This window comes from Idiomarina ramblicola (genome assembly GCF_003987255.1).
Classification (GTDB): Bacteria; Pseudomonadota; Gammaproteobacteria; order Enterobacterales; family Alteromonadaceae; genus Idiomarina; species Idiomarina ramblicola.
In genome coordinates this window covers 109,294-126,302 of record NZ_PIQC01000006.1, presented here as the reverse complement: position 1 = coordinate 126,302, position 17,009 = coordinate 109,294, and the positions used below count along the sequence as shown (strand labels likewise).

The window sequence follows — 17,009 nt, the reverse complement described above, 5'->3', positions numbered from 1 at the left end:
TCACCCCCTCAAGTCCGTATAGATTTGCCAGAAACGGCTGCCGCGAATAACCTGCACAACCCGCAGTTTCATTATTTTGGCCTGAATCCGTTTGCGGTAATTAGCAATAACCCAGTAACTCGCAGCGGCAACAAACGGCGCTGCAATGAGAGCGATGATAAAGCTGCCCATGGTGATGGTGTGGTTGAACATAGACAGGCGCCCCAATGCCGTTGCATAAATGGCCTCATAAATACCCTGCCAGCTTGACGCTTCTAACAAGCTCAGTCCGACGCTATGGAACCAAGGGTCTAACAGGTAAGCAATGCCAGAGAAAATACCAAATGACACAATAAATAAGCTGAGGTTGACGCGAAAGACTAATGCCGCCAATAAAATAATTAAGTTATGAATTCGCCATAGCGGCGTTATTCCCATAAACATTCCCAACACCACAGCTAATGCTAATGCCCAGGCGCTGGTTTCAGAATTCAAAGCCTTTAACAACTTTGCCAGAATTGTCAGCATTTACCTGACTCCTTTGAAAAAGATAAAACAGCAAATCTGCTTGTTATCCGTCGTCTTTCTAATATAGTGTCAGTTGCATTTATTACGCAAATAATAAGCCAATAACTTACATAATTTTTAACGACTTCTGAGTACCTTACGACATGCAACAACACGTTCACCTTATCATAGATAACGCCGCCGACTGGCAGCCTTATTACCCAAGTCAAAGTCTACTCACCGCAAGTGAATACTTACAGTCTTCGCACTTGCAAAGTCGTTATCACGTCTTGAATTTGTGTAATGACTTATCTTATTTGTCGACGGGCTATTACGTCAGTTTACTCGCAGAAGCTCGCGGGCAAAGAGTCATGCCATCTGTCGCTACCATTAACGACCTGACTAACTTCTCCCATTATCAATTACTGATTAATACCCCCGACCGATCACTCACAAAGTATTTGCAGAGCCATAATGAAAAGTCATTATCGTTACTGATTTGTTTCGGTTTGTGCGAGCAGCCAGAGCTGGCGTCTTTCGCGCGACAGATTTTTGAGCGCTACCCCTGCCCCATTTTAAGGGTAGAACTGGAATTTAATGGCCGCTGGCATATCAACAAACTGACCTCCGGGGCGCTTAATGAGCTGAATGATGAGCAACAAAGCTTTTTTGGTAACTCACTGGACCATTTCAGCAAGCGTGTCTGGCGCAAAGCGCGCACCCGTAAAGAGTATCGTTTTGACTTAGCGATTCTTTATAACCCGGACGAGGCGATTCCGACCAGTGACAAAAAAGCATTGTCGTTGTTTATCAAAGCCGCGAAAGAAGCCGATATTGAAGCAGAACTGATTACCGCAAACGATTTCAACCGTCTGCTGGAGTTTGATGCGCTTTTTATTCGGGAAACCACCCGTATTAATCACTACACCTATCACTTTGCCAAAAAAGCCGAAGCCAATGGTATGGTGGTGATTGACCATCCTGACTCCATTGTTAAATGTGCCAATAAAGTCTTCTTAAAAGAATTACTGGATAAACATAAGGTGCCGACTCCAAAAACAGAACTTCTGCTGAGTCAGTCAGAGATTGACTACGAAGCAATCGGCGAGCGCCTGGGCTACCCGGTGGTTCTGAAAATACCCGATGGCTCATTTTCTATTGGCGTAGAAAAAGCAGAAGACCTGAAGCACTTTAAGCAAGTGGCTGCAGAGTTATTCAAGCAGTCTACTATTCTGCTGGCACAAGAGTACATGAGAACCGACTACGACTGGCGTATTGGCGTGCTGAATAACCGTCCTATATACGCCTGTCAGTACTTTATGGCGCGTAACCATTGGCAAATTTATAACCACAGCGAGTCGTCCTCGCGCGGTAAGAGCGGTTCTTTTGCCACTTTAGGCGTGCATCAGGCGCCTAAAGATGTCGTTCGGCTGGCATTACAGGCAACTCGCTTAATTGGTGACGGTCTGTACGGCGTGGATATTAAACAAACGCCACAAGGCCCGGTTGTTATCGAAATTAATGACAACCCATCGATTGAATCTGGTGTTGAAGACAAGCATTTAGGTTATGAACTTTACCGGCTAATAATGGCCGATTTCGGACGCCGCCTGGATGAGTACTGATTTTCGTGTAGAGCGAGCGCAACTCGCTGATCTTGACCAACTGGTCGCATTAGAAAGAGCAACGTTTAATTACAGCTGTATTAGCCGTCGCAGTTTTAAGCAGGTTATTGACTCCAGCCACAATGACTGTTGGGTTGTGCGTTCTGCCAACGAACTCGCTGGGTACGCCATTGCTTTTACCCGACGTAACAGCAAAGTATGGCGCTTATACTCAATAGCCGTGGCACAGGGTTTTCGTGGGTTAGGGGTTGGCAACCTACTCATGAAGCAGGTTTTAAACACGGCTAAAAGCAAAGGCGCTACCGCCATGTCACTAGAGGTGAAAAGCGACAATAAAGCCGCCATTCACTGGTATCAAAGTTGTGGTTTTGAAACCATTGATATTCTGCCGGAATACTACGATGACGGCAGCGATGGTTTTAAAATGCGTTTTACTTTTTATCCGGAAAGTCTGTAAAAACCCCTTCTACGCCAGCTTGTTTTAACCACTGGCGTAGTTGCGCATGAGACTCCACACCTTTAGGCAAATCATCGGCTCGCAACGTGTAAACGTGAACGCTCAAGCTCTTTTCTTCGGCAGACTTCAAAACATCGCCCCATTGCGGTTCGCCGTTTTCAGTAACTCCTGTCAGCACATGATCAAGCCACAAACCAACGCCTTCGGCATAGCTTTTAACCGATTCCAGCCCAGCTTTAGTACGCATTGCGCTGTAATCTATGTCAGTTGTCCCCCAGTCGTTATCCCCGACTAACTGAATAAGCGGAAAGTCCCAGTTAAATTCTCTTTTTAAGCGACGCAATACTTCTGGATCAAATGACTGCAAATAAACCGGAGTCGGTCGCATGTCGTGATAGCCATTTTGCGCAAGCACCGACATAACTGCCGACGTAATATCGTACCCCTGCTGCTGATACCAGCGCGCAGATTTCAGCTCGACATAAATCCCCGTCGACAATTCACGAACGCGATTGAGCTCCTGAATCAGTTTGATCTGTTCTTCCAGAGTTTGTATTGGAAAGCGTACATCGGGGTGAGAAAAACGCTTGGGATAAACCAACTCATAATCCTCGTGCCGGGCAACAATGGTTAATTGCTTAAGTTCCTCCAGCGAAAAGTCCACCACATAATACTGACCATCGGGCCTGTGCTTTTCCGGAAAAACTTCTGACACATTGGTGACATGGTCCAGGGTTGCATCGTGCAGAACCACCGGAACACCATCTCGGCTCAACTGCACGTCCTGCTCTATGTAGTCCGCTCCCAGTCCGTGAGCCATCACCGTACTGGCTTGAGTGTGCTCGGGTAAATACCCGGAAGCGCCACGATGCGCGATGTCCAGAAACTGCGGCACCTTAAGATCATGGAACGGAGCATTCGGTGTTGCTTCCTGCGCCTGAACCGTTGTTACCGCTGCCAGTAAAAACAAACACCTACAGGTAAATTTAATCATTATTCCAATTAACCTCTAATACCTTATCGCCAAGCTCACGATAGCGCTTCATTAATACTTCAATTGGTTCCGGGTCAGGGTTTAAACCACGGCCTCGTAAGTATTCCGGGTTGTACAGTTTGCTTACTGACCGCTCACCTAAATCACAAGAAAACGTCACAATGCGGTGCCCCGGCCCTTTTCGCAAAGCCGCAGCCAGTGCTCCCGCCACATTGAGCGCAGAGCTACTACCCAACACAATACCGTCTTCATCCCGGACATAACGCGATAAGGTCACTAAGTCTTGATCCGGCAGATTAACCGCATAATCGATACGAGCCTGCCGGAAATTATCCACTAATCGCATAATGCCAATGCCTTCGGTCATCGAGCCGCCATTAGCCACATAGTCGCCACTGCGTAAAAATTCGTAGATACCGGAACCATCCGGGTCAACCACCCAAACATCCAGTTCCGGGTTCTGCTCTTTTAAAAAACGAGAGTTCCCGCCAATGGTTCCACCGGTACCGGCTACTGAAACCAATACATCGATTTTACCCTCGGCTTGTTCCCATATCTCAGGGCCAGTATGGAGATAATGCGCGCGTGCATTACTGGTGTTTTCAAACTGATTAGCCCACCAGCAGTCATCGCGCTCTTCTGCCACGCGGCGTGCGGTATGATAAAAGTGGTTTTCATTTTTGAAAGGAACCGGATCAACCGCCATGAGCTCCCCGCCATGCAGGCGTATCATTCGCTCTTTTTCCGGCGTCTGGTCGTTTGGCATCACGGCTAACATACGTAACCCATAAGACTTTGCCACAACCGCCAGACCAATACCGGTATTCCCTGCAGTGCCTTCAACCACCGTCATACCCGGCTTTAACTCGCCACGCTCCATAGCATCATCAATGAGTTGTTTAGCCGCACGGTCCTTTATAGAGCCACCCGGATTTTGAAACTCGCACTTAATAAAAATATCGCATCCGGTCAAATCTGACAGCGACGGTATCCGAAGTAAGTCTGTCTGACCAATAAGGTCACTCTGTCGTGCGCCAACTCTCATGCTACTGCACCCTTAATCATTCACTACCGTAGGTAAATAGTATCTCCCCTGCGCCGCTTCGGTTCAATAGCACTTTTGGTGCAATGCACAGCGGCTGCGCACGTTTTTTGTGCAACCAACTAGCAAAAATATTATTTACCCTTAAATATCATAAAGTTAAAAACTGGCACGCTTCGTGAAGTAGAGAGTTGCTTAACACTATTTTAATAAGGAAGCACCATGAAAATGCTCGTGGCTTTAATTAAGCCGTTCAAATTAGAAGACGTAAAACAGGCGCTGTTTGAAATTGGCTGTAAAGGCCTGACAGTAACTGAAGTGCGTGGCGTCGGCCGGCAAAAAGGCCATACCGAACTGTACCGGGGTGCGGAGTACCAGGTCGACTTTTTACCCAAAATGAAAATTGAACTCGCCATTCCTGACGACACGGTTGAACGCGCACTGGAAGTGGTCATTGCCGCAGCTCATACCGGCAATATAGGCGACGGCAAAATCTTCGTTATGCCGCTGGAGCACTGCGTTCGCATACGCACCGGTGAAACCGATCAAGACGCCCTTTAAGGAGCTCATCATGGAAGCACAACCTCTACAACAACTCACTTTCGCGGTAGACACCTTTTATTTACTCATTTCCGGGGCGCTGGTGATGTGGATGGCTGCTGGCTTTTCAATGCTGGAAGCAGGCTTGGTCAGAAGCAAAAACACCACTGAAATATTGACTAAGAACATTGCGCTCTACGCTATTGCTTGCATTGTTTACTTGGTTATCGGATACAAAGTCATGTACCCGGATCCTTCAACCTCAGCTTACTCTGCCGACGCCAACTTCTTCTTTCAAATGGTCTTCGTTGCCACCGCTATGTCCATCGTTTCCGGAGCCGTAGCAGAACGCATGAAGCTCATGAGCTTTTTGTTATTTTGTGTGGTGCTTAGTGCCGTTATTTATCCCGTTCAGGGGTTATGGACCTGGGGTGGCGGCATGATTGCCAACTGGGGCTTTGTCGACTTTGCGGGCTCCAGTATTGTGCATTTAACCGGTGCTTCTGCCGCATTTGCGGCTGTCCTCTTGCTCGGCCCCCGTTCGGGTAAATACCTGAGTGACGGCAGCATCAATGCGTTACCCGGTTCAAACATGCCACTGGCCGCACTTGGCACGTTTATTCTCTGGTTTGGCTGGTTCGGCTTCAACGGAGGGTCCCAATTGGCATTAAGTTCGGTTGATGACGCCAATGCCATTGCCCGTGCGATGGTGAATACCAATACGTCCGCGGCAGCTGGCACCATAGCCACCTTACTATTTACCAAGCTGCTATGGAAAAAAGCGGATTTGACCATGATTTTGAACGGAGCTCTAGCCGGCCTGGTTGCCATCACTGCACAGCCTGTAACGCCAGAGCCCTGGCTTGCCGGCGTTATCGGGTTCATTGCGGGACTGATTGTGGTGGTGTCTATTATCGGGCTGGATAAACTTCATATCGATGACCCTGTCGGCGCTATTTCAGTGCACGGTGTGGTTGGCATTTTCGGTACCTTGGTGGTTCCGGTAAGTGATGAGAGTGCCAGCTTCCTTATTCAGTTAGCCGGTGTTACTACCATTTTTTGCTGGGTGTTTGTCAGTAGCCTCATTATCTGGGCTTTACTGAAGCTGACATGGGGAATTCGCGTAACCAAAGAACAGGAATACATCGGCCTGGATCAAGTGGATTGTGGCGTGGAAGCTTACCCGGAATTTACTTCTAAAAAAGACGGTTAAAATGCTTTTTATTGCCAGGTTCGTCCATTCTTGATACGGTTTTATGCCATCATTTTCAGGAATGGGCGAACAAACATGTCGACATCACGAGAGTATGTTGAAGAGCTTCTAGCTCAAGCAGATATTCGCATTAACGGCGACAGAGCCTGGGATATACAGGTTCATGATCAAACCGTATTTGACCAAGCATTGTCCCGCGGAAACCTTGGCCTGGGTGAATCTTACATGGCTCGTTTGTGGGACGCCGAAGCGCTCGACCAGTTTTTTTTCAAACTCCTCCGTTCCGGTATTCAGGATAAAGTTAACCCCGCACGTCTTATCTTCCATTCGCTAAAAAGTCGCATTTTCAACTTACAGAGCAAATCGAAAGCCTGGGAAGTTGGTCAGCACCACTACGATATGGGTAATGATCTTTATCAATCGATGCTCGATGAGCGCATGGTTTATACCTGTGCCTATTGGGAAAAGGCAAAAGATGTCGATGAAGCACAAAGAAACAAACTCGAGCTGTGCTGTAAGAAGCTGGGTCTAAAACCAGGCATGCGCATTCTCGATATCGGCTGTGGCTGGGGCAGTTTCATGCAATACGCCGCTGAAAATTACGGCGTTGAATGCGTTGGCGTGACAATATCAAAAGAACAGGTCGAGCTCGGAAAAGAACGCTGTAAAGACCTTCCGGTGGAATTCCGACTGCAAGACTACCGCGACCTTGATGAACAATTTGACCGCGTCATCAGCCTGGGGATGTTCGAACACGTTGGTCAGAAAAACTATGACGACTACATGGATGTCGCTTTACGTTGCACCAAAGAAGACGGTCTGTTTTTACTGCACACCATTGGCAAGAACGTGAGCGATACCGCCGCTGACCCCTGGATAAGCAAATACATTTTCCCCAACGGAGAAGTCCCGTCTATTTCACAAATTGGTAATGCGTTGGAAGAAAAGTTTGTCTGTGAGGACTTGCACAACTTTGGGGCAGATTACGATAAGACGTTAATGGCCTGGTTTGAAAACTTTGATAACGCCTGGCCGCAACTCAAGTCACAGTTTGACGACGAGTTTTATCGTATTTGGAAATATTACTTGCTGTCTTGTGCCGGCGCATTCCGTGCGCGCGACATTCAACTATGGCAATGGGTATTGTCCCCTAAAGGCCAGGTTGGTGGATATCAACGACCTCAGCTTTAAGAGGTCGTGTCCCACTCCAGATTAGATTCTACAATTTAGAATTCGGTCATAAAGATGTCCCAGAATACTAAAAACAGGGCGGCAATCAGCGGCCCTAAAACGAAGCCGGTAATGCCAAATAACGACATCCCGCCTAAGGTCGAAAACAGCACCAGATAATCGGGTAGCTTAGTATCACGGCCAACCAAAATTGGGCGTAAGGCATTATCCGCTAAACCAATCACAATCGCACCATAAGCAACCAGAATGGTTCCCGCTATCCAGCTGCCGGTGGCGTATAAATAAATAGCCACTGGCAACCACACTAAACCAGCTCCCACGGCCGGTATCAATGATAAGAAGGCCATCACAACGCCCCAAAGCAACGCACCCGGAATGCCCAGCAAGGCGAAGATAATGCCGCCTAACGCGCCCTGAACTATCGCTACAACGATGTTTCCTTTCACCGTTGCTCGCGCCACCCCCGCAAACTTACTAAACAGTTTCCGTTCCCGCTCATCGCCTAAAGGTAGCGCCTTAACCATGAGATTAATTAAGTGCTGTCCGTCTCGCAGTAGAAAAAAGGTCAGATAAATCATCAAACCCAGGCCGATAAGAAAAGAAAAAGTATTCTGGCCAAAAGTTAACGCCTTTTCAGCTAAAAACTTACTGCCACTAGCGGCACCCGACGATATCTTATCCCTCACTTCGCTGGCTTTAATATCAAACTGAGTCAGTAAATCATTAATAATCGGGAAAGCAGTTTGAATTTCATCAAACAGTTTGCCCGGATTAATTTTCCCTTCGTCCAGCCGCTGGTAAAAACTAACGCCCTCCTGAACAAAAGAATACGCAATGCCCAGAGCCGGTATCACCACAATAACTAATGCAATCAATAAAGTGACCAGTGCCGCCCGATTCGGCTTGTCGCCAAACCTATCTTTCAGCCGTTGTTGCAACGGCGAAAAAATAACAGCGACTACGCAAGCCCAGAAAATGGCCCCCCAAAAAGGGATTAATACCCAGGCAAAGGCGATGCTGACAATAATCAGAGTGAGTAAAAATGATCGCCGTTCTAGTGATTCACGCATAATTGCTTCCTTGGCATTGGTAATTCTTTACTTAAAGACTTGACAGACTAACCATTAACTAACAATCTCAACATAGCTAACGCCTTAATTTATCACAACTGATAAGAATAAATGCCTAAATCGGAAGATCCATACAGCTTTGCTAGCTGGTGCAAGGAAAGCTTAATAAACTTTACCAAGATGAATGCCGAAAAACAGGTGTTCGTTGGCTTTGTATTGGCCATCCTCATTGCTACATTGATTCGGGTTATTGAGATGACAGGCGGAATTCCCAGCCTGTTCGAGCATTTGCTGTATTTCCCTTTAATGTTAACCGGCTTATTGCTCGGCCCTCGCATAGGCGCTCTGGCTGGCCTTATGTGTGGCATATTACTAAGCCCATTTTCATTTTCCGATTCATTAATTAGTAGCAACGAAATAGCCGGAGGCTGGGTTCTTCGCTTACTGGCCTACACGCTAATAGCAACCATAGCCGGAATTATCGCAAGAGTGGTAAGAGAGCTTAACGGCGCCGAACAAAGTGCGAAGTTCAAATACCAGGGCACCGACTTGCCTAACATTTATGCTTTACTGGAGCAGTTGAAGACGATTGGCCACAGCAAGGAAGGGGCCCCCGATGACCTTATCGATATTTTTAACTTCCGCTTGCAGAATATGGAAAAAATTCAGCAGCAAGTGGGAACGGAAAAAGCCAATGAGCTGGTAAAACAAATGGCAATACAGCTTAAAAAGCTACTTGGCGATCAAGTTCATGTTGGGCAAACATCAAAAAACGAATTAGTGGGCGTAAGCGCTGACGCAGAAAAGAATACGAAAGAACTGCAGAACAAAATTGAAACCTTTTTAGAGCAGCCCATAGTGGTTGACGGCGTTTCGTACCAAATGGACAGTGCCGCTGGCGTACTCAGGGTCAAAAAGGATCAGCTTAAAGAGGATCACCAAAAAGTATTCGATGAGGCTCAGTCACATGCCTTTAATGCATTCCAGAAGAAGCAGCAATTTTCATTTCTGGAGCAGAGTGATGACGCCATTGAACAAATTGAAGAAGTGACCTTTTCGCGACAGTTTAGCGAGGCCATGAAGAACAATGATATCCAGCTTTATTATCAGCCTCGCCTTAACACCAATACTGGTTATTTCTCAGTACTAGAAATGTCGGCAAAATGGGTTCACCCGAAGCGGGGCAACATGAATTTAGATGAATTCAAGCCCATGATAGAGGAAGCATCGCTCACCCAGCAATTTACGTCCTGGATGATTCAGCGCACATTTAAAGATCTTCAAATTTGGCATAAACAAAAAGTCACAGTGCGAGTTTCTATTAATATTACCATTAATGATATTGTTGACCCTATCGTACTTAATGTACTGGCTCATGAGCTTCAGGAAACGAAATTTCCGGCACGAAATATTAATATAGAAGTCAGTGAACGAGCTTTGATGTCACTCTCAGACAAATCGAAGCGTTACCTGGAAAGATTACGCAGCGTTGGCTGTAATGTCATTGCGGCTCATTTTGGTGAAGGACGCTCAACCATACAGTCACTTTTCGTGCTCCCCGTGGATGCGGTAAAGTTATCTGAAGAGCTGGTCCAAAAAGCAACGTCACACAGCGATAAAAAACGAGAACTTGCGTCTATGGTAAAAATGGCCAGAGCACGTGGCTTAACAACTATAGCGACAGGCATAAATGATAGAGCGAAACTGCTGTTGTTAAAACAAATTGGCTGTGAAGAACTGCAAGGCTCCATTCTCAGCAAGTCATTGAAGAAAGCAGATATACCCTGGGCCCGGATAAGATAATGAAAGACACCAAGTTAACGACACAGAAAAAATGGCGCGAACCATTCTTATATCGCCCAGCAATCATTCTGGTGATTGCCTATCTTTGTGCCGCTATTATTTGGGAGCTGGGAACCAGTGCCGTCATTCTTCGTTTAACCATAGAAGATGATGTTAAGCAGGTTTTAGCTCGCTGGGAACCCTGGGGATTTGTTGCTTTATCTGCCGTCTTTTTATTTTTCTTTGCTCGTATTTGGATCCTCAGGTTCAGGAAATCGCGCGAGTTATTGCACCGGTACCTTGCCAATAGCCCAACCGTGCATTACGAAATCCGTGCAGTTGGATCAGACTTTAGCGTCGATTGGGTGAGTCCAAATTGCGAACGCATTATGGGTTACTCACCAGAGGAAGTGAAAGCTCCCGATTGGTGGTTACACAATATTCACCCTAATGATGTTCAAATGGTGACGAAGAGAGCGTTAAGAGGCTTTGAAGAAACCCAGTTTGTTTACGAGTATCGTTTTCGTCACAAACAAGGGCATTACGTTTGGGTGCGAGATGAACTACACCGCACGAGCAAACGCCCTCTTAGCTTTCAGGGTTCCTGGACCAATATCTCTACAGATTATATTGATGACTCTAATACCAGTGCCCCAAATATCTCGGAACATGGCGTCCTGTCAGGTATTGCTTTGCTCGATAAACATCATAGGGTTATCAGCGTGGACGCTCCGTTCACTGAAATTTCCGGATTAAACGAATCTCTTTGTGTTAACTCAAAGTTGGAAGAGTTGCTGACCACCACAGAAATCGACGATCTGGCGAGTCACTTTCCCTATGACCAAGGTATTCTAATTGTTGGTCGCAATGCTGACAAAAAACGTTATTCAGCTATTCTGACAATTCGGGAAGCCATTTCAGGCTTTTCCGGGCAAGCGACGTATATCGCTACGTTAAGTGACGTAACCCGAATGAAGCAGCAACAGCGACAGCTGCAACGATTAGCTTTTTCTGATGAGTTGACTGGATTACCTAACGGCAACTCACTGGCATTAGACTTGTCCAAACTGCTGGATGAACTACCCAGTGACCGTCTGGCAGCGGTATTAGTAATAAATGTCGACCACTTCCACCAGGTCAACGACAAATACGGTCATCACATTGGTGATAAAATCTTACAGCGTCTAACCCAGAGACTAAAAGAAGTCACACCTTTTGGTACTAAGTTATATAACTTGGGAGGCGATGAGTTTGCCGTCGTTCTGAATCATGTCGTCGAATATATCGATATTCAGAATATTATCTTACAAATCCAAAAGGCGTATGAGCGCCCTTTCGAACTGACCAGCGATAACCAACAGCTTAGTTTAACAGCCAGTATTGGCGCCAGCGTCTATCCGCTGGATGGTCACGATGGTAGCAAACTATTAGCGCAAGCTAACCTGGCAATGAACTCAGCCAAAGACCAACAAAACGTCAATCAGAGTTATTTTAAACAAGAACTGGAAAACCGGTCGTACGATGACATTCAATTAGAAGAGGATGTCCACAGTGTTCTCCAGAGCGAACAGATGCAACTGGTCTATCAGCCAGTCCTCAATATGGAGAAGCAGGTTGTGGGTGTTGAGGCACTGCTACGCTGGGAACACCCCGAATTTGGTACTTTACAGCCAATACAATTTTTACCCCAGTTTGATGCTAACGGTCTGTTAGACACCCTGGGTATATGGGTCATTGAGAACGTCGTTGCACAAGTTGATAAATGGCAGCAACAAAATATCACTCCGGGCACAATAGCCATTAATTTGGCCACCGAGCAAATATCTCCGCGGCTCTACCAAACCATGAGTCGGTTAGTTAAAGAAACCCCTGAACTTGTGGCAAAATTTGAATTCGATTTAAGTGAGAGTAGCTTGAATGAGCCGTTACCGGACACGCTGGATATTATTGAACAACTGCACGAATTAGGTATCACTCTGGTCATCGACCGCTTTGGTAAAGGCATCGGCAGTATGCTGCATTTAAAAACCATGGCGGTCAGCAAAATTAAAATTGAACGTGAGTTTATCCGTGACCTCGATACCAACGAGCGCTCACAAAGCTTGGTCAGAGCAGTTATCCGCATGACCTCAGAGTTGGGTTTGGAAGTGCAGGCGGTTGGCGTAGAAAATCAGGCTCAATTAGATAAACTCACGGAATTCGGGTGTCATTACTGGCAAGGGCGGCTTTATAAACTCCCACAAACAGCCGACGATATCTTTATCAGCGATTGAATTAGTCGTTTACTAACGCATTATAAATCTGTGTAACGTGTGGGTCATTAACACCCAGTTGCTGTAACGCCAGTTGCAGCTTTACCAGGTACTCGGTATTTGGCCCACTGGGCCCCGATGCACAAGCTATATGCTGAGCTATTTCAGACTCCGGAGCCTCGCCAAGAAACGCTTCATTCTCTTCGGTTGCAATGTAAACCAATCCCTCATGCTGAGAACCATCGCGAAACGTCATTGCGGTTGTAAAACGTAAGTAGCCGTTTTTCTCCCGGTGGTCTAAGTGCTCAAACACATCCGGTGACACTTTATAAGCCATACCGGTACAAACTTCGCCCGGTGTCTCAATTAATGTCAGCACCCTTCCTGGTGCTTCGGGTGTACCGCGGTGGTCGTGAGAGCCCTGCCAAAACCGCCGCGACCAACCTTCAATAGAAGCCGGCGCACGTTCCAGGTAAGGAAAGTCAACTTTATAAATAAGTGACCCATAACCAAATAACCAGACCGCTTCCAGTCCACTTAAATCCTGACGCTCTTTATTCATTGCGATGGTATCGTGTGACATACAACTCACTTGTCCATTTTTTCAGTTACAGAGGTTTGTAGCCGATACGGAAACCGCCCCAATGTTTGCCGTTAACATAGACAGGTACCGATAAGTCGTGCATAACCTCCCCCGTATCGCGCTTATAGGTCTGTAACAATAACGCCTGCGTGTGGGCTCCGCAACGTGCACCCGTTTTATCATTAAATAACCGCCGTGACCGATTACCCACCAGGTCCTGTTTGGGATCGCCCGTTAGCGGCTTATTAAAGGCGTCGTTGTGCCGGGCAACGTATCCATTCGGGTCCGTTGTGATGGCATACACAATATGTTCGTGACGCTTCAGTATAGGTTCCTGAATGGCGGGTAGTACATTATCAAAAAATTCGGTATACGCGGCTTTGTACTTCACCGGCTCTGTTCCCGGAACTGGCTCATAATGTCGTGAAAACAACTCAGACGAGTTGAGCTCACCTTGTTCAAGTGCCTGCTCTAAGCGCTGCTCAATTTGTTGTGCCGCATCAGTTGCCGCTTTATAAATCACTCTATGCTCTGCATCGGCATCGTTTTCGACTAAATGCGCAAATAATTGCTCAGACTGCATTTCCAGTTGCCCGGCCTGGTCACTCACATCATCAAGCTGTTGATATTGCTCCGACAGGTCTGAATTAACCGAGTGCAACAGCTCGCCATTACGGGAGAGGTCATGCGCATTTTCTCCCATTAATGCGGTTATTTTCTGCAGTTGTTGCTCGACCGTTTCCGCTTGCTCCACAATACTCGCCAGTTGCTCAACAATACCTGCGGTAGTCTCAGACTGCTGTTCAATGTGCTTCGATAAATGCTCAATATTTTTCACAGCAGCCGTGGTTTCCGTATGAATCGCTTCGACCAGGTTACTGACTTCTACCGTTGCATCGGATGTTCTTCCCGCCAGCGTTCGAACTTCATCGGCAACCACGGCGAAACCTCTGCCATGTTCACCAGCGCGGGCTGACTCTATTGACGCATTAAGCGCCAGCAAATTGGTTTGTTCGGCAATACTGTCGATAACCTGAGTTACTTTTCGAATATCGCTGGCTTTTTTCTGCAAACCTTTAACCGCTTCTGCACTTTCCCGGCTGTCTGACACAACCAAATCAATTTCACGCGTCAGCTGCTTTATTTTTTCCCTTCCCTCTCGGCTTATTTGCTTGGTTTGCTCAGCAGCAACCGCTACTTCCGAAGAGAAGGTCTCGATACCTTGCGCGCGTTCACTAACCCGAGACGAATTATCAACGCTTTCTTCCAGGCGCTCGACAATGTCTGCGAGTACGGTTTTAAAGCGGGTAATTGCAAAGCTAAGCTCTGCCGTAGCAATAGCGTTCTTGCCTGAGTTTTCGGCAAGATGGTCTGTGCTGACGTCGGCTTCTTCGGACTCATCAGCAGAAGTCAGAGCACGCCGGAAGTAATTAATATAAAACCAGCTTAAACTAATAAACAGCAAAGACTGAATACATAGCTGAAGCCAGGGCCAGGGAACAAAAGAGGTAACGATTAAACTGCCAATTATCGCTAAAGCCGTTATTAATAACGGTGGTTTCACATCAACTGTGGACATTTTTCTGTTTCCATAAGGCGCAGACACCGCGACAAACCATGTCTATTTATCGAACAGTTTCCACGAAACTTTATAACGGCGCACTACGACCTTGGTAGCACAATGCAAATCTGAATGACGGTTTTCTCTCAGTATTTGAACCACTCATTCCATTGACATCAAACGACACGAGTAGCAATCTAACCTTCTATTTAGGCACCAACTGGCAAAACTTATGAAGAACATCGTTGATCACTTAGCACAATATGCGGCTTATCATCGTAACCGAAAGAATGTAGCAACCCACATTGTCGGTATTCCTCTGATTGTTGTTGGTATCATTAGTCTCTTATCCCGACCAGCGCTACCTTTAGATTATCTGCTGATCACCCCGGCCAGCTTAGTCGTTTTAGCCGCTGTTATTTTTTATATTCGGCTGGATATCAAGCTTGGGCTGCTCATGACCTTACTATTATGGTTGTCTTTATCTCTGGGCCGCGATATCGCCGCATTATCCACCAGCCTGTGGCTTAGCTGGAGCATCGGCTTGTTCGTGGTCGGCTGGGTATTTCAATTTATTGGTCATTACTTTGAAGGGCGAAAGCCTGCTTTCGTTGATGACATTATGGGTTTGGCCATTGGTCCCTTATTTGTAGTTGCAGAGGTGGTTTTTATGCTGGGCTTTAGAAAAGACTTAAAAGCCGCTGTGGAACAAAAATTATGATGAACCTGGAATATCCGCAGTGGTTTCAGGCATGGGCTGATACCCAGCCCTGGGCGTATACCTTTAGCGCCTGTATTATTCTTGTTATTGCGGTTTGGTTGTCCCAATTAATTACCCAGCATATTTTGCTACGTGGTATTTCCAGACTCCTGTCACAAACCGAATTAGGCAGTGACCCGGGTGTTGGCATACGCGTTATTGTGCACCGACTAGCTCAAGTCGTTCCCGCGTTAGTCTTGTCAGCCGGTATTTATCTGGTACCCGATTTACCGGAAATAGCGACTACCATAATACGCAATATCAGTATCGCTTATTTGATTTTGACTTTGGCACGCTCATTTAGCGCGGCCATGACCAGCGTTAACGAAATTTACAACCGCCAGCCAGATGCTCACGAAAAACCCATTAAAGGTTACCTGCAAATTGCCAAAATTGTGGTGTATGTGGTCGCCGCTATCCTCATTATCGCTTCGTTGCTGGACCGTTCCCCGGTTATTTTACTGTCTGGCATTGGAGCGATGGGTGCCGTGGCCATGCTGGTGTTCCAGGATACTATTCTGTCGTTAGTTGCCAGTATTCAGCTTTCCTCTAATGACATGCTGCGGGTAGGCGACTGGATTGAAATGCCTCAACTGAATGCTGACGGTGATGTCATTGATGTTGCACTGCATACCGTACGAGTACAAAACTGGGATAAAACCATTACCAACATCCCGACTAAACGCCTTATCTCCGAGTCTTTTAAGAACTGGCGTGGCATGCAGGAAAGCGGCGGACGGCGTATAAAGCGTTCGCTGTACATTGACCAGAACAGCATCCATTTCTTATCCGCAGAACAAAAGGAAAAGCTCAAGCGTTTTTCATTACTTTACGACTATCTGGGGCAAAAAGAAAAAGACATATCAGAATGGAACTCAGGGCTGGAGAAACAAGGCCTGGACCCCATAAACAGCCGTCAAGTCACCAATATTGGTACTTTTCGCGCATACGTCAAACAGTACCTTAAAAGCCGTCCCGATGTGCATCAAGGGCTCACCTTAATGGTTCGCCAGCTAAGTCCCGGACCTCAAGGGTTGCCAATAGAAATCTATTGCTTCAGCAACGATACGGCATGGGAAACCTACGAAGGCATCCAGTCAGATATCTTCGATCACCTTTTTGCCATACTGCCTCAGTTTGACCTGCAGGTGTATCAGGAAACGTCAGGGCAAGATGTTCGTATGGCGGTTCAGCAATTCAAGCAGATCGGTGATGAGCCGTCATAACGGCGGTTCATTAGATTCGGCTTTTTTCTTGACCGGAGGATTCACCCAATACACATCGACTTTGCTCGTTCCGCCCATACGAGCTTCACGATTAACGGCGTCAACGTAGCCGCGATCAATCTCATACAGGGCAACACCGGAATGCTGACTTCGGCTGGAACAGCCTGTCAATAACAGGGTGGAAACACTGAGTAACACCACGAATAATATACGCATAATAGCCTCCT

Annotated in this window: 16 protein-coding genes; 9 read left to right on the top strand and 7 right to left on the bottom strand. The window is 46.7% G+C overall.

Annotated features, from left to right (window positions below):
• On the bottom strand, positions 1 to 507 hold the full coding sequence (locus tag CWI78_RS09170; RefSeq protein WP_126782408.1) for a DUF2062 domain-containing protein: 507 nt from the start codon (positions 505 to 507) through the stop codon (positions 1 to 3).
• A gap of 143 nt (positions 508 to 650) precedes the next feature.
• Here CWI78_RS09170 and CWI78_RS09165 point away from each other — a divergent pair, with 143 nt between their 5' ends.
• Positions 651 to 2,111, top strand: coding sequence for a RimK family protein (locus CWI78_RS09165; RefSeq protein WP_126782406.1), 1,461 nt, complete (start codon positions 651 to 653; stop codon positions 2,109 to 2,111).
• Positions 2,101 to 2,568, top strand: a complete 468-nt coding sequence (locus CWI78_RS09160; RefSeq protein ID WP_126782404.1) for a GNAT family N-acetyltransferase — start codon at positions 2,101 to 2,103, stop codon at positions 2,566 to 2,568. The genes CWI78_RS09165 and CWI78_RS09160 overlap by 11 nt, the downstream gene beginning before the upstream one ends.
• On the opposite strand, the gene glpQ is transcribed toward CWI78_RS09160, so the two are convergent.
• Both glpQ and CWI78_RS09150 read right to left on the bottom strand, forming a co-directional pair.
• The gene (gene glpQ / locus CWI78_RS09155) at positions 2,543 to 3,562 is read right to left on the bottom strand and encodes a glycerophosphodiester phosphodiesterase (RefSeq protein ID WP_126782402.1); all 1,020 of its coding nucleotides are present in this window, start codon (positions 3,560 to 3,562) and stop codon (positions 2,543 to 2,545) included. The two genes, CWI78_RS09160 and glpQ, sit on opposite strands and share 26 nt — an antisense overlap.
• A complete protein-coding gene (locus CWI78_RS09150; protein ID WP_126782400.1) occupies positions 3,555 to 4,607 on the bottom strand; it encodes a cysteine synthase A in 1,053 nt (350 codons plus the stop codon). Before CWI78_RS09150 ends, glpQ begins: the two co-directional genes overlap by 8 nt.
• Before the next feature lie 219 nt (positions 4,608 to 4,826).
• Here CWI78_RS09150 and CWI78_RS09145 point away from each other — a divergent pair, with 219 nt between their 5' ends.
• The 3 genes from CWI78_RS09145 to cfa all read left to right on the top strand — a co-directional run bounded on the left by CWI78_RS09145 (position 4,827) and on the right by cfa (position 7,548).
• The gene (locus tag CWI78_RS09145; protein WP_126782397.1) at positions 4,827 to 5,165 is read left to right on the top strand and encodes a P-II family nitrogen regulator; all 339 of its coding nucleotides are present in this window, start codon (positions 4,827 to 4,829) and stop codon (positions 5,163 to 5,165) included.
• Positions 5,166 to 5,175: 10 nt separating this feature from the next.
• Complete coding sequence (locus CWI78_RS09140; RefSeq protein WP_126782395.1) at positions 5,176 to 6,357, top strand: ammonium transporter; 1,182 nt, start codon at positions 5,176 to 5,178, stop codon at positions 6,355 to 6,357.
• 75 nt (positions 6,358 to 6,432) lie between these two features.
• Positions 6,433 to 7,548, top strand: a complete 1,116-nt coding sequence (gene cfa / locus CWI78_RS09135) for a cyclopropane fatty acyl phospholipid synthase (RefSeq protein ID WP_126782393.1) — start codon at positions 6,433 to 6,435, stop codon at positions 7,546 to 7,548.
• 35 nt (positions 7,549 to 7,583) lie between these two features.
• On the opposite strand, the gene CWI78_RS09130 is transcribed toward cfa, so the two are convergent.
• Positions 7,584 to 8,618 carry an AI-2E family transporter gene (locus CWI78_RS09130; RefSeq protein WP_126782391.1) on the bottom strand — a complete coding sequence of 345 codons (1,035 nt, stop codon included), beginning with the start codon at positions 8,616 to 8,618 and terminating at the stop codon, positions 7,584 to 7,586.
• 111 nt (positions 8,619 to 8,729) lie between these two features.
• On the opposite strand from CWI78_RS09130, the gene CWI78_RS09125 reads away from it, so the two are divergent.
• Both CWI78_RS09125 and CWI78_RS09120 read left to right on the top strand, forming a co-directional pair.
• Positions 8,730 to 10,421: an EAL domain-containing protein gene (locus tag CWI78_RS09125; RefSeq protein ID WP_126782389.1), complete on the top strand. Its 1,692-nt coding sequence runs from the start codon at positions 8,730 to 8,732 to the stop codon at positions 10,419 to 10,421.
• Positions 10,421 to 12,673 (top strand): EAL domain-containing protein, encoded by a 2,253-nt coding sequence (locus tag CWI78_RS09120; RefSeq protein WP_126782387.1) that lies wholly within the window; start codon positions 10,421 to 10,423, stop codon positions 12,671 to 12,673. Before CWI78_RS09125 ends, CWI78_RS09120 begins: the two co-directional genes overlap by 1 nt.
• Before the next feature lies 1 nt (position 12,674).
• Here the strand turns inward: CWI78_RS09120 and CWI78_RS09115 are convergent, their stop codons facing one another.
• Both CWI78_RS09115 and CWI78_RS09110 read right to left on the bottom strand, forming a co-directional pair.
• Entirely contained in the window at positions 12,675 to 13,235 is a 561-nt protein-coding gene (locus CWI78_RS09115; RefSeq protein WP_126782385.1) for a gamma-glutamylcyclotransferase, read from the bottom strand.
• 25 nt (positions 13,236 to 13,260) lie between these two features.
• Positions 13,261 to 14,814, bottom strand: coding sequence for a methyl-accepting chemotaxis protein (locus tag CWI78_RS09110; RefSeq protein WP_126782383.1), 1,554 nt, complete (start codon positions 14,812 to 14,814; stop codon positions 13,261 to 13,263).
• 214 nt (positions 14,815 to 15,028) lie between these two features.
• Here CWI78_RS09110 and CWI78_RS09105 point away from each other — a divergent pair, with 214 nt between their 5' ends.
• On the top strand, positions 15,029 to 15,517 hold the full coding sequence (locus tag CWI78_RS09105; protein WP_126782381.1) for an Mpo1 family 2-hydroxy fatty acid dioxygenase: 489 nt from the start codon (positions 15,029 to 15,031) through the stop codon (positions 15,515 to 15,517).
• On the top strand, positions 15,514 to 16,782 hold the full coding sequence (locus CWI78_RS09100; RefSeq protein WP_126782379.1) for a mechanosensitive ion channel family protein: 1,269 nt from the start codon (positions 15,514 to 15,516) through the stop codon (positions 16,780 to 16,782). Before CWI78_RS09105 ends, CWI78_RS09100 begins: the two co-directional genes overlap by 4 nt.
• On the opposite strand, the gene CWI78_RS09095 is transcribed toward CWI78_RS09100, so the two are convergent.
• Positions 16,777 to 16,998, bottom strand: a complete 222-nt coding sequence (locus tag CWI78_RS09095; RefSeq protein WP_126782377.1) for a hypothetical protein — start codon at positions 16,996 to 16,998, stop codon at positions 16,777 to 16,779. The two genes, CWI78_RS09100 and CWI78_RS09095, sit on opposite strands and share 6 nt — an antisense overlap.
• Positions 16,999 to 17,009: the final 11 nt, after the last annotated feature.